The following is a 13,594-nucleotide window of genomic DNA, read 5'->3' as shown; positions in this document are numbered from 1 at the left end:
GGGAGCCTCATGTTCAACAAAAGTTCATTTGGGAGGCAAATCGTACTGAGTGCCCACCGTTCCCACCCCGGGAACCTCAAAAGAGAACGGACGACAATGTCTTCCCTCAGTGCAACAGCACAACCGCGGCGGCGCCATCACCGCCGCGTTTCTGTGTGGCTCACCGCCGTCGCGATCGGCACATCCTTCGCCGTCGGCGGCTTCCTCGCCGCCCCGGCGACGGCCGTGGAGACCGCGAACCTGACCGGCGTCATCCTCGGCGTCGGTGCGAACGAGTCACAGCGCATCGTCACCTGGTACTCGTCGGCTGACGCCGCGCAGTCGGTGCAGGTCGCGCCGACCTCGTCGCTCGTCGCCGGTCAGTTCCCGGCGGACGCCGCGACCTTCTCGGCCACCGGCGGCGCCAACCTCGCAACAAGCGGCGGCTTCAACCGCCACGCCACCATCTCGGGCCTCACCGAGAACACGGCGTACTCGTACCGGGTCGGCTCCGACGGCAACTGGTCGACGGCCTACGAGTTCAAGACGCAGTCGTTCGACGGCGCGTTCGACTTCCTGTTCTTCGGTGACCCGCAGATCGGTTCGTCGGGCGACGTCGCCAATGACGGAGCAGGCTGGAAGGACACGCTGGACGTGTCCCTCGCGGCCAACCCGAACGCCGAGCTCCTCGTGTCTGGCGGTGACCAGGTCGAGACCGCGAACAACGAGACTCAGTGGGATGCGTTCCTCGCTCCCGACAAGCTGCGTCAGTACCCGTGGGCCGCGACCATCGGAAACCACGACGTCGGCGGCAAGGCGTACGAGCAGCACCTGTCCACGCCGAACACCGACCGCAGCGCCGCGTACTACTCCAACGGCACCCCTACGTCGAACACGTCGGGCGGCGACTACTGGTACATCTACAAGGACGTGCTGTTCATCGACCTCAACAGCAACAGCTACGCGACCGCGCAGGGCGGCGGCGGCGACGCCGCTCACGTCAGCTACGTCACCGACGTGATCAACCAGCACGGTGCTGAGGCCAAGTACAAGGTCCTCGTCTACCACCACTCGATCTACTCCCCGGCCGACCACGCCAAGGACGGCGACAACAAGGTGCGACGTGTCGACTTCCCGACGACGTTCTCCAACCTCGGTGTCGACCTTGTTCTGCAGGGTCACGACCACAGCTACTCGCGGAGCTACGAGATCAAGAACGGCGCGAAGGCGAACCCCGACGAGCAGCCGGGTGCGGCCGAGGTCTACCCCGGCCCCGGCGGCGTCATCTACGTGACCGCCAACTCGGCCTCGGGATCGAAGTACTACGACATCACGGCTCCGGACTCGAGCGGCACCAGCGGTGCCGGTAACGGCGCGGACCCGCTGAACCCGGGCAACTACTGGTACAACTCGGTTGAGAACCAGGAGCACGTGCGCAGCTACGTCAAGGTGCAGGTGCAGAACGACCAGCTCGTCGTCGAGGATGTGCGCAGCGGCACGTGTGCCGCTCCGAACGCCGCCGTCGAACGTGGCAACGTCGACTGGTGCGGTCCGGACAGCGGCGCTTCGGCGGCCCAGCCGGTCGGCTCGATCGTCGACTCGGTCACGATCCACGCCAGCCACGGCAACGGCGAGGACATCCAGGTCGCGGTTCCGGATGCGGCTCCCGGTGAGTTCGGCTGGACTGTCGACGGCCACAACGGCCTCGTCGACCTCGGTACGGCCGTCGAGCACGGCGACTACTTCGAGGCGTCGGGACAGCTGAACCCGATCACCGTCTCGGACACGCGTCACTCGCAGGCTCCGTGGTCGATCTCGTCGTCGGTCGGCGACTTCCAGGACGGCACGAACACGTTCTCCGGCAAGTACCTCGGATGGACGCCGAAGCTGGTTCAGACCGGTGCCGGCGCCACCCCCGGTGACGCAGTGCAGTCCGGATACGACTCGGGCGACGGTCTGTCCGTCGCACGCGAGCTCGGCTCGGCATACCAGGGTCACCCGCGCGGCACCGCCAAGCTCGGCGCCGACCTCGACCTGAAGATCCCGAACACGGTCGACAAGGGTAGCTACCGCGGCACCCTGACCATCACGGCTCTGAGCAACTGAGCACCGAGCAGTTGATCAGTACCGACTGACCCCGGTGGGGTGGACGCCGCACGGCGCCCACCCCACCGGGCATTCGCCATTCACCCTCCCCCGGACCGTTGAGGAACACCATGAACGCGCTCGCAACGCATCCCATCCGCGCACTCGTCCACATCGTCGTCATCGCCGTGCTCGTCGCGCTCGGCCTCTCGCTGGTTCCCGCCGGCTCGGCGCAGGCCGCCGGCGACGACGTCACGTGGACGGTGCGCACAGCATCGAACGGCTTCGGCGCCGAGCGCACCGGCTACAACTACACGATCAACCCCGGCTCCAAGGTCGACGATGCCCTGGTCGTCTCCAATCACGGCGACACCGCGCTCGAACTCGGCATCTACGCGGCCGACGGGTACACGACCGAAAGCGGTCAGTTCGACCTGGTCGTCGGCGGCGCGAAATCCGTGAGCATCGGTGACTGGGTTCACGGCGGAACCGACCACATCACCGTCGCCCCCGGCCAGTCGGTCGACTATCCGTTCACGGTGACCGTCCCCAAGAACGCGACCCCGGGCGACTACGCCGGCGGCATCGTCACGTCGCTCGCGCAGGAGGGTGAGACTCAGGGCATCACGGTCGACCGCCGCCTCGGCATCAAGATCACGCTGCGCGTGAGCGGCGACCTCAAGCCCTCCCTCGCGGTCGAGAACCCGCACGTCGACTGGAACGGTGGGCTCAACCCGTTCGCCGGCGGCGACTCGACCATGACCTACACGATCCACAACACGGGCAACGCGCTGGTGACCGCCAAGCAGGTCGCGGGTCTCACGGGACCGTTCGGCATGCTGCCCACCTCGGCCGGAACGATCAAAGCCCCGCCGCAGCTGCTTCCCGGGGAGAAGTGGGACGTGTCCGTCCCCATCCACGATGTGCCCGCTTCCGTGTGGCTCGCTGCGACGGCGACCGTGACGCCGGTGGTGACCGACGCATCCGGATCGACGAACACGCTCGACCCGATCACGGCGACGGCGACCGGATGGGCGGTCCCCTGGATGGTGCTGCTGATCGTTGTCGTTCTGGCCGCCCTGGTCTTCGTGGCTCTGCGCCTGCGCACACGCCTGCGCGCGCAGCAGAAGGCGCGCGAGGACGCCCGCGTGAATGACGCGGTCGAACGTGCGCTCGGCACGAAGGGAGCCTCGGCGTCGAGCGCCGGGTGACCGAACGGCTCACGTACACACGACGTCGATTGTCAACTGCGGCCCGACGCGATGTGAATTAACCTGGCGTTTGCAGTCGACTGACGGCACAGCTCCTCGCCATGGTCGCCAAGGAATGCCTTACGAGAATGCGGCTTCCGCCTCATCGGCTGGACGATTCGCTGACAGTTTCGGGGCGGACCGGAACAGCAGCAGTTCAGGCAACGAGGTCGCGAAATAGTCGGGTGCCGGCGAGCGGTCCGGGGTCACCGGATCCTGCCTGTCTGCGATCTCCCTCGCCTCGCGAGCTGTCGTCTCAGCGCCCACCATCGTGGCGAGCTCCGCGATGCGCAGATGGATCTCCCTCGTGTTCGCCAGCGGGTGCCGGGCCTCGCCGAGCGTCTGCGGAGGAGTCAATGCCGCCGACGCCACGGCGAGCGCGGCTTCGATGTCGCCAGCGGCCTCCGCATCGGAGCTCAGGGCGAGATGAACCTGTTCCCACGCTGCGAGCGCGAGCCCTTCTCCGCCCTCCCACGGTGCGAATTCGCGCGTGCTCAGAATGGCGAGGGCGCGTTCGGACCGTCCCGCTGCGGTCAACAGCCCGCAGTACGCGATGGTGAGGTCGTCCCGCTCGAACACTGCATCCGGATGCCGCTCGAGGGACGAGATCCGCCGCGAGACGTCGGCTCCGGTGCGCTCGAGGAGCTGGTCGTATTCGTAGAGGAGCCGCGCCGACGCTTTCACACCGATTGCCGCCTCGTACCAGCGAACCGCGTCATCGGTCTCGCCGGTCAGGTTGACGGACGCTATTGCAGCGTTGCGCAGGGTGACCGGGTCGGCGTCACCGTTGCCGATCACCCTCTCCCACAGGTTCAGTGCCTCGGACTCCCGTCCTGCGTCGTAGAGCAGCATGCCCAGGAGGCTCGCTGCCAGACCGTCCTCGGCATCCCGGGCGACGATCGACTGCAGGAGGTCGTGATCGGCGAGGCCCGACGGGAAACAGCGCGTGGTGTCGCTGCGATGGGCGCGACGGAGCGCGTCGAGGGAATCTCGGTGCCGGCCGCTGTTCTCCAGGATCAGCGACTGGTGGAGGTACGCCAGCGGGACGACGTTGCCTGCGGTCGTGGAGGGCGCGTCCGCGGCTTTCTGCAGCATCCGGATGCCGTGGTCGGTCTCGCCGTACGCGGCCAGCTCCAGGGCGACGTCCATCATGGTTCGCGGGTCGGCGCTGGCCGGGCGGCCGGCGAGCACGAGCGACACCTGGTCGAGCGGGTCGATCGCCAATCGGCGCTGCAGCTGGAGCTCGGCGTCGTCCGCACGCCCGACGCGGCGCAGCAGCACGGCACGGAGGGCATTCGCGCGCGAGTCTTCCGGATTCTTCGCCAGTGATCGCTCGACGGCGACCAGTGCGGCATCGCTCCTGCCGCCGCGCGCGAGGAGTTGCGCGATCTCGAACTGCGCCGGCGCCTCCCATCGTGCGTCCCACGCCGCTTTCGCGAACGCGTCGATCGCCTCTCGTTCGCGCCCGGTTCTCGCGAGGATGAGGCCGAGGAGATACCGGGCCTCACCATCGCGCGGGTTGCCGTTGCGTCGCGTCTGCCGTTCCAGCGCCCTCCGGATGTGGATCTCGGCGACGCCGTACTGCCCGCGGCGGTAGAAATGGTCGGCGACGGCGGTGTTGCACCGGCTGTCCAGCGGGTCACGCGCCAGTGCCTCCATCCAGTACGGTAGCGGCGAGCGCGTCGGGTGCCGGTTCTGGGCGAGGTGGATCCCGGTGTAGTACAGCTCGTCCGCGCTGTCGATCTGCTGCGGCGCCGGCGGCTCGGTCGCTGTCCACGGCTCCTCCCCGACGCTGTCCGGCCGAGGCCGCCACCGGATCAGCTCCTGACCTGCCGAGGACACGATCAGTTCGTAGTCCGGGCCGTATGACGTGGGCACCTCGACGTCGAAGGCGAACGGCGCGCCCGGTGCGATGCGGACGGAGTTCTCGTAGAGCACGCTGGAGCCGGTGACAAGCCGGATGTCGGCGACATGCTCGCCGGTGACCGCGACGCCCGCGGTCAGCACGCCCCCGTCGATGTCCATGCGGACCGCGGCGTCGGCAGTGGCCTGGTGCGCGGGCCCGATCCGGTGGATCGGATACCAGAGCTGCGTGAAGTCCTTCGTCTCGCCGGGTTCGAGCCAGGCGAAGTCCGGCTGGTTGTCGGTGTAGACGCCGGCCATCAGCTCGACATACGGACCGTTCTCGTCGGTGAGGAGGCGGTCCCACGCCTGCCCGAATTCGGCGTTGCCCCAGGTCCACTGCTTCTTGCCGGGCGCGATGTGCCGGTCGGCGACGTGGACGAATCCCGCGCCGGCCTTGTGGTCGTATCCGCCGAAGAAGTCGTCCTCCGTGTCGGTGACCATGTACGACGTCGGCACGGGGATGTTGCGGTAGAAGTCGATCCGGTCGCCGCCGGTCGCCGCGCGCGCCGGGTAGTCGATGCCGTAGTACGGCCGGTCGGCGGCGGGGAACGCGGTGATGGCGCGACGGGCGTGATCGGCGACGTAGTGCACATCCGTCGGGAAGAACGATTGATAGTCGTCGTGCACCCGCGCAGCGACGTTGGCCCACCAGAGGAACGTCTGAACCTCGCTGGTGCGGTTGTGCAGCCGTGCGACGAGCTCGACCACGGCCTTGTCCGGGTGGAGCCGGATGCCGTGCATTCCCTTCATCCGGGTGAACGGGTCGTGGTCGGAACACCACACCGTCACAGCGCCGTCCTCGTGCTGCTCGATGGTGACGTCGACGGGGAGGAAGGTTGCCGGCCGGTGGTGCTGCGGCCAGTTGAACTCGACTCCCCCGGAGATCCACGGTCCGGCAAGACCGACGAGTGCGGGCTTGATGACGTCGTTGCGGTAGAAGAAGTCGTAGCCGGCGGTCTTGTCGTAGCCGATGTGGATGCGGCCGCCCAGCTCGGGGAGGATCACCAGGCGCAGCCAACGGTTCTCCAGGTGAATGGCCTGCCACTGACGTGGATGCGCCTCGGAGGCGACGCGATCGATGAACGGAATCGGGTAGACGCGGCCGCTCGAGCCCTGATAGACCCGCCGATCGAGGAACATCGGGAACTCGTCGGGTTCGGCCGGTTCGTAGGTGTCGATCACGACCGGCGCACTCCAGGCGATGCTCCCTCCCTCGGCGAGGCGGGAACGGAGGTCTTCGGGTGCGTCCGGGCATAGGTCATCGCTGAGCATGTCCTCATCCAATCGGGGGAGAACGCCTCGCTGAATGCATGATGATCGTTGCCCCCTGGACAATTCGACTGTTCTGCCGACAGAATGTCGCCATGCCCATCCAAGAAGGCTTCCGCGGTCAGCGGCTGGTCGTCGTTCCGCGCCCGGTCGTCGCGGAGGCGTTGAAGCGCCCGGTAACCCGCCGCCTTCTCGTCACCGATGTCGGCTACTACCCGGTCGCCCTGGACCACCAGATGAACCGGCCGCGCGGCACGGAGGAGACCATCGTGATGGTCTGCGCCTCCGGCACCGGATGGGCGCGCATCGGTGACTCGGAACATCGGGTGGGCGCCCAGCAGGCCCTCGTCATCCCGCGGGGTGTTCCTCACGCATACGGCGCGGACGCTACCCACCCCTGGACGATCTGGTGGGCGCACGTCGCCGGAACCGACGTGTCGGACCTCCTGGAGGGGATGGACGTATCGCCGGGTCGCCCGATCGTGCCGATCCGGGGGATCGAGCGCGCTGTCGCCCTTCTCGATGAGATCGTGTCGAACCTCGAACGCGACCAGTCGCCGCCGCGCCTGCTGTCCGCCTCGGGGTCCGCGTGGAAGCTGCTCACTCAGCTCGCGGTCGACAGGCTCCTCCCCGAACCGGACGATCCGCTGCAGCGCGCGATGAACTACCTCGGCGAGCGTCTGGACGGATCGGTGCGGGTCCCCGATCTCGCTCGCTTGGTCGGTGTCTCCTCCTCACATCTGACCGCCCTGTTCCGCCGGGCCACCGGCGGCGGTGTGCTCGCCCACCACACGGCCCTGCGGATGGCGCGGGCCAGACAGCTGCTGGACACGACCGACGCGACGATCGCGGAGATCGGTCGCGAGGTCGGCTACGACGACGCGTTCTACTTCTCCCGGCACTTCCGCAGGCACCATGGGATGAGCCCGTCCAGCTTCCGCGACCGCGACGCGTGAGTCAGCGGCTCGTGAGTCAGCGGCTTCTGAGCCTGATCCCCCACGACACCTGCCATCGTTCGCCGGGTTCCAGCCAGGTGAGGCCCTCGCCGCTTCGAAGCGCGTTGGGCGGGGCGGTCATGGGTTCGATCGCGACGGCTTTGCGCGGCCCGTCGTCCGAGGGGAAATCGCTGTCGATGTACAGCTGGGTCCACCGGTAGGCGGGGTCCGCCCACAGTTCGACGCCTTGCCCGTCCTCCGTCTGCAGGGAGTGGACGATCGTGCCGGTCGCCGGGGCGAGCTCGAACGTTCCGTGAGCGGGGGCCGCGGCGATGTTCGTGGGCTCGCGAAGATCCCACTGCGTTCCGTTCACGGCGAATCTGTCGCGAGGGATGTGCCGCTCGTCGAGCTGATAGGCATGCGTCGCCTCGACCGTCACGAGCAGACGGTCGGCGGGTGTCGCCCCGACGCGGAGGTACGGGTGGGCTCCCAGCGCGACCGGTGCGCGTTCGCTGCCCCGGTTCTCGACCGTCGTCGTGACGGTGACCCCCGATTCGGCCATGGTGTACGTGACAGACAGGTCGAGCGAGAAGGGATAGCCCTGCGGGTGACGAATCCTGGTTCGGAGGGTGGCCGCGTGGTCCGCGGAATCGGTCACCTCGAAGTCGTCGTGCGTGACGAGCCCGTGGTTCGCGTTCCCCAGTTCGGGTTCCGTCAGGTTCAGCCTGAGCTCGTTCCCGTTGTGCCACCAGGTCGCATCTTCGACACGGTTCGGCCACGGCGCCAGGGTCGCTCCGGCCATTCCGGGGTGGCCGCCGGCGGCCACGGCCGGCTCGACCAGGTCGAGACCGTAGACGGTGAGCATCCGCAACGATGCGGCCCGGGGCGAGATGACCGCGAACGCCCGCCCGGTGCGATCGACGATCCTGACCAGGGACCGCGGTGATGCGATCGTTTCGACGGTCATACCGCGACGAGGTGGAACAGGGCCGTCCGATCGGTGTCCAGCGACGGGGCTTCCAGTCCCAGTGCGGCGAGTACCTCTCCGGAGATCGTCACGTCGGCAGACATCCACGGCGGCTGCTGGCCGGTGGGGACTGCTCTGCCGGGGCTCATGAGCCGAACCGTGTAGCGGCGGGTGGGATCGAGGCCGGGCAGGCGGAGCCGCGGGGGCGGCCAGGCCGCCGGCCGGCTGAGGACGGTGTAGGAGAAGATCGCTTCCGCGTGGTCCTGTGCGACGACGCCGTCGACGCGGATCTCCGGGATCGTGTCGGCGTGCACGACTCGACCGGTGTGGAGGAGCCCGCGGTGCTTCTTGTGGGCGTCGACCCATCCCTTGAGCGCCTCGAATGTCTTCGGGTTCAGCTCTGTGAGGTCGAGCTCGACCCCGAGGTTGCCCCAGAATGCCGTCGACGCCCGGAAATCGAGCGTGGAGACGCGATGCGTGGTGTGCGATTCGCCCGCACCGATATGGGTGCCCTGCAACTCCGGTGGGAGCAGGAGCGAGGTCCACCTCTGTATGTCGACGCGCTCGTGCGGGTCGTTGCAGTCCGAGGTCCACACCCGGTCGGTGCGTTGGAGCACCCCGAGATCGATCCGTCCTCCGCCGCTGGCGCACGATTCGATCTCGAGGTTCGTGTGCCGTCGTCGGAGCTCGTCCATCATCGCGTAGGCGGCGAGTGTCTGATCGTGGACTCCCGCCCGACCGGAGCCGCTGTGGCCGGCGTCGGTGAGGTAGCGGTTGTGATCCCACTTGATGAAGTCGATACCCAGACGTTCCACGAGCGTCGACATGTGTGCGAGCACGTGCTCGTATGCTTCCGGATGCGCCAGGTCGAGAACGTGCTGGTGCCGCGACGGCAGACCCGGACCGTGCCCGGCGTCGAACACCCACTCCGGATGCGCGCGGGCGAGTTCCGAGTCGAGGTTGACCATTTCCGGTTCGAACCAGAGGCCGAACTGAAGGCCGAGGTCGTGAACGTGCGCTGCGAGCCCGTCGAGCCCGTCCGGCCAGACCACCGGGTCGACCTCCCAATCGCCGAGCGAGGTGTGATCGTTGCGTCGGCCGAGGAACCAGCCGTCGTCGAGCACGAACCGCTCGATGCCGAGTTCAGCGCTCTTGTCGGCGAAGGCCTTCAGCTTCGCGAAGTCGTGGTCGAAGTAGACGGCCTCCCAGGTGTTGGACAGGACGGGCCGTGGCTGCGAGGGATGCGACGGCCGAGCGCGCAGCATGGCGTGGAACCGGTCGGCGACCTGATTGAGACCGTCACCCCACGATCCGTACAGCGTCGGCGACTGGTAGCTCCCGCCGGCTGGGAGGACGATTTCCCCGGACAGCAGCAGCTCGCCTGCTCGGAGGATCCTGGTGCCCGCAGGAGTGCGTTCGGCGGCGAGGAGCTGGTTTCCGCTCCACCCGAGATGGATGCCCCACACCTGCCCGCGTTCGAACCCGAAGCCCTTGACTCCGGCGGAGAACAGGGTGGAGTGGTCGAGTCCCGGCTTGCCCCCGCGGCTTTCGCGGACCCACGATCCGATCGGGAACTCGTGACGCTGCGGGACGCGTTCCCGAGCCCAGCGCCCGGTGAGGTCGAGGAGTTCGTCGGCGACATCCGGAACCGGGAGTGTCAGTTCGAACGCGTCCAGAGCGTACGGTTCCGCCCCGTCGTTCCGGATGCTCCCGGCCGCGGTGACGAGTCCCTCGGACCCCAGGCGGAGCAGGATCGTGACGGAGAGCTCCGATTCCGGGTCGGTGGCGGTCGTCTCGATCGACGCATCCGTGACCGTACTCACTGCGTTGCGGAACAGCGGTGCGAAGTCGCGGCCGGCTCGATTGCCCGCCACACCGGGACGGCCGAGCCAGCCCTCCGCGAGCTGCGGAATCACGGGCACGGGTTGCGGATACGTGACGATGCTGTCGCCGACGGTCGGTCGCGTGATCGTACGGAGCTGCTCGAGCTCGGCGGCTTCGAGTTCGCCGAGGTCGGAGCCCCAGTGCAAGATCCGGGGAAGCCTGCCGTCGCTCAGGTCGACGACGAGGCTGGTGCCGCCCCCGCGGAGGTGTACGAGTTCGTGGTGTGTGGACGTGTCGCCCATCCCTAACCTTTCAGTCCGCTGCTGGCGATGCCCGCGAAGAACTGGCGCTGCAGCACGATGAACACGATAACGAGTGGGAGCGTGCAGATCAGTGCGCCCGCCATCAGAGCCGGATAGTTGGTGCCGAACTGCCCCTGCATGCTCGCCAGGCCGACCGTCAGCGGCCGGTTGTCTCCCGCGGGTGTGACGATCAGCGGCCACAGCAGGTCGTTCCACGAGTACAGAGACGTGAGCACGGCGAGCGCCGCGAGCATGGGTCGCGCCATCGGGAGCATGACGCTCCAGAACACCCGGAGGGTGCCCGCGCCGTCGAGGCGAGCCGCCTCCTCGTACTCCTTCGGCATCGTGACGAAGGCCTGGCGCATCAGGAAGGTCCCGAACGCACTGAAGATCCCGGGGATGGCGAGGGCGGGAATGGTGTTGAGGAGCCCGAGACCCTTCATGATGTCGAACTGTCCGAGGAGGAAGAGCTGACTCGGCACCATCAGCATGAGCAGGAACAGCGCGAAGATGACATTCCTGCCGGGGAATCGGAGCCGGGCGAACGCATACCCGGCGAGCGCCGCGACGAGCACCTGCCCGATGACGCGCATGATCAACGACATCGCGGAGACGCCGAACTGCATCCAGAACGGAACACTGGCGAAGAACGTCTCGAAACCGGCGAACGTCGGGTTGGACGGGAAGATCGTCGGAGGCAGCGACGAGACCTCGTTCGAGGTCTTGAACGAGGTCAGGATCTGCCAGACGAACGGGATGACCATGAGCACGACGGCGATGATCAGGAACAGATGGATGCGCCACTGGCCCCGGCTCGATGCCGAGCGACCGGTCGCGCGCCGAGGACGGCTGACGACTTCAGTCATAGTTGACCCACCTCTTCTGCAGACGGAACTGGATCGCTGTCGCGATCATGATGATGATCAGCAGAACGATCGCGATCGCTGCGCCGTAACCCTGCTTGAACTGCACGAACGCCGCCTCGTAGAAGAGGTACACGATGGTCTTCGATCCGTCGATGGCCGTGTTGTTGACGCCGCCCAGCATCACGAACACCAGGTCGAACATCTGGAGCGCCGAGATCGTGGTCAGCACGGTGACGAAGAACACGCTCGGGCTGAGCAGCGGCAAGGTGATCGAGAAGAACTGGCGGATGCGTCCGGCGCCGTCGAGCGCGGACGCCTCGTAGAGGTCGACGGGGATCGACTGCAGACCCGCGCCGAGGATGATCAGGTTGATTCCGAGGCCCATCCAGATGCCGACCGCGGCGAACGCGTAGATCGTGAAACGTGCATCCGCCACCCAGTACTCGCCGGGGATGCCGACCAGCGACAGGAGGTAGTTGAGGATCCCGAAGTCGCCGTTGAGGATGAACCGCCACACCATGCCGACGGCGACGGGAAGCGTGACCACCGGGAGAAAGAGGAGGACCCGGTAGAAGGTGCGGCCCTTGGCCACCTGTTCGATCAGCGCCGCGAGCACGATCGCGACGGGGACCCCCAGAAGCACGAGGACCGTGTACAGCGCGGAATTGCCGAGAGCGCGCCAGAAGTCTTCGTCGCTCAGCAGTTTGCTGTAGTTGTCGAGTCCGTTGAACGTGCCCTGGCCGAACACGGGCACATTCATGAAGCTCTTGAAGAACGTGGAGAGGAACGGCCAGAGGTACAGTGCGCCGAGGCCGAGCAGCGCCGGCGCGATCATGGCGTACGCCCACCAGTCGATCCTGTTCCGGCGACGCCGCTGCGGCGATGGGGCGGGGGTCAAGCCGGGGCGGTCGGCGTTCAGCCGCCCCGGCTTGGTGAGAGTGGAGGTCATTACTTCTCGGCCAACACCTTGTCGATCGCGTCCGCGTACTGCTTGGTCGCGTCGGCGACACTGGTGGTGCCGTCCCAGGCGCCCGTGAGGTACTTGGTCTGGTCGCCCTGCCATTCGGCAGCGTTGCCCTGCACGGGCAGCGGCACCGAGTACTTCTTCGCGTCGATGAAGACCTGCAGGTTCTTGAAGTCGGGCATCGCTGCCATCCACTTCTTCTCTCCGCCTTCGTACGCGGGGAGAACAGCGCCGGTCTTGGCCTGGATGTCGGCCGCCTCCTTGCCGCTCGCGAAGAGCAGGAACTTCTTCACTGCATCCGGGTGCTTGGTGTTGGCGTAGCCGACGTTCTCGATGCCGCTGGTCACGGTCGCCTGCTTCACTCCGGTCGGCATCGGAGCGATGTCGACGTTCGGTGCGATGTCCTTGTTGTTGTACAGCTGAAGGGCCCAGTATGCGCCGGACATGTACATTCCGATCTTGCCCTGCTCGAACAGCGTCTCGGCCTCCGTGTCGGACAACTGCTTCAACGTCGGCGATGACTTGTCGGCCTGCAGGTCGGTCCAGAACTTGATGCCGGCCTGCGCCTCCGGGGAGTCGATCTCGGCCTTCGTGCCGTCCTTGGAGATCACCTGTCCACCGGCCTGGAGGATCGTGTTGTAGTAGCCGCCCTGGTAGTCGATCGGCGCGGCGACTCCCCAGACGCCCGCGGCGGGGTCGGTGAGCTTCTTGGCGGTCTCACGGAAGTCGTCCCACGTCCAGTCGGATTTCGGATAGGCGACGCCCGCTTTGTCGAAGATCGCCTTGTTGAACCAGACGGCGTTCGTGTCGACGTCTTTCGGGAGTCCGTAGATCTTGCCATCGCCCTGATCGTAAAGGTCGAGGACGGCCTTCGGGTACTTGTTCAGGTCGACATTCTCGGCCTTGATCTCGCCGGAGATGTCGAGGAGCTGGCCGCCGGACGCGTACGGGCGGATGTTCTGCGCGAGCATCCAGAACGCATCCGGTGCCGTGCCGCCCGCCGCCCCGGTCTGCAGGGTCGACCAGTACTCGGGCCAGGGACGCTCCTCCACCTTGACGGTGATGTTCGGGTTCTCCTTGGTGAACGCGGCGGCGATCTCCTTCATCGCCGGGGTCTGGGTTCCCGCCCAGACGCCGTACGTGATGGTGACCTTCTCATTGCTGCTGGGTGTGGACCCGCTCGAGCACGCCGTCAGCAGCGCAGCGGCTGCGACGATCGCGGGAGCGATGAGCCATCTCTTGTGCATG

General features: G+C 67.0%; 9 protein-coding genes. 3 read left to right on the top strand and 6 right to left on the bottom strand.

Going from position 1 to position 13,594, the window contains the following annotated elements; genetic code table 11:
* The first annotated feature begins 153 nt into the window (after positions 1-153).
* Both ACFVV0_RS04655 and ACFVV0_RS04650 read left to right on the top strand, forming a co-directional pair.
* On the top strand, positions 154-2,085 hold the full coding sequence (locus ACFVV0_RS04655; protein ID WP_387058876.1) for a fibronectin type III domain-containing protein: 1,932 nt from the start codon (positions 154-156) through the stop codon (positions 2,083-2,085).
* Positions 2,086-2,195: 110 nt separating this feature from the next.
* Positions 2,196-3,275: a WxL protein peptidoglycan domain-containing protein gene (locus ACFVV0_RS04650; protein WP_387058874.1), complete on the top strand. Its 1,080-nt coding sequence runs from the start codon at positions 2,196-2,198 to the stop codon at positions 3,273-3,275.
* 120 nt (positions 3,276-3,395) lie between these two features.
* Here the strand turns inward: ACFVV0_RS04650 and ACFVV0_RS04645 are convergent, their stop codons facing one another.
* Positions 3,396-6,491, bottom strand: coding sequence for a DUF5107 domain-containing protein (locus ACFVV0_RS04645; RefSeq protein ID WP_387058871.1), 3,096 nt, complete (start codon positions 6,489-6,491; stop codon positions 3,396-3,398).
* Positions 6,492-6,583: 92 nt separating this feature from the next.
* Here ACFVV0_RS04645 and ACFVV0_RS04640 point away from each other — a divergent pair, with 92 nt between their 5' ends.
* Positions 6,584-7,444 carry an AraC family transcriptional regulator gene (locus tag ACFVV0_RS04640; RefSeq protein WP_387058868.1) on the top strand — a complete coding sequence of 287 codons (861 nt, stop codon included), beginning with the start codon at positions 6,584-6,586 and terminating at the stop codon, positions 7,442-7,444.
* A 16-nt stretch (positions 7,445-7,460) separates the two neighbouring features.
* Here ACFVV0_RS04640 and ACFVV0_RS04635 read toward each other — a convergent pair whose 3' ends face one another.
* Genes ACFVV0_RS04635 through ACFVV0_RS04615 form a run of 5 tightly spaced genes read right to left on the bottom strand, consistent with a single transcriptional unit; the run spans position 7,461 to position 13,593 of the window.
* Positions 7,461-8,390 (bottom strand): aldose epimerase, encoded by a 930-nt coding sequence (locus ACFVV0_RS04635; protein ID WP_387058865.1) that lies wholly within the window; start codon positions 8,388-8,390, stop codon positions 7,461-7,463.
* Positions 8,387-10,516, bottom strand: coding sequence for an alpha-galactosidase (locus ACFVV0_RS04630; RefSeq protein WP_387058862.1), 2,130 nt, complete (start codon positions 10,514-10,516; stop codon positions 8,387-8,389). The genes ACFVV0_RS04635 and ACFVV0_RS04630 overlap by 4 nt, the downstream gene beginning before the upstream one ends.
* 2 nt (positions 10,517-10,518) lie before the next feature.
* A complete protein-coding gene (locus ACFVV0_RS04625) occupies positions 10,519-11,382 on the bottom strand; it encodes a carbohydrate ABC transporter permease (RefSeq protein ID WP_387058859.1) in 864 nt (287 codons plus the stop codon).
* Positions 11,375-12,331: a carbohydrate ABC transporter permease gene (locus tag ACFVV0_RS04620; protein ID WP_387058856.1), complete on the bottom strand. Its 957-nt coding sequence runs from the start codon at positions 12,329-12,331 to the stop codon at positions 11,375-11,377. The genes ACFVV0_RS04625 and ACFVV0_RS04620 overlap by 8 nt, the downstream gene beginning before the upstream one ends.
* Positions 12,331-13,593 (bottom strand): ABC transporter substrate-binding protein, encoded by a 1,263-nt coding sequence (locus ACFVV0_RS04615; protein ID WP_387058853.1) that lies wholly within the window; start codon positions 13,591-13,593, stop codon positions 12,331-12,333. The genes ACFVV0_RS04620 and ACFVV0_RS04615 overlap by 1 nt, the downstream gene beginning before the upstream one ends.
* Position 13,594 lies beyond the last annotated feature (1 nt).

Source organism: Leifsonia sp. NPDC058230 (assembly GCF_042882245.1).
Classification (GTDB): Bacteria; Actinomycetota; Actinomycetes; order Actinomycetales; family Microbacteriaceae; genus Leifsonia.
This window is presented reverse-complemented; position numbering and strand designations above follow the sequence as displayed.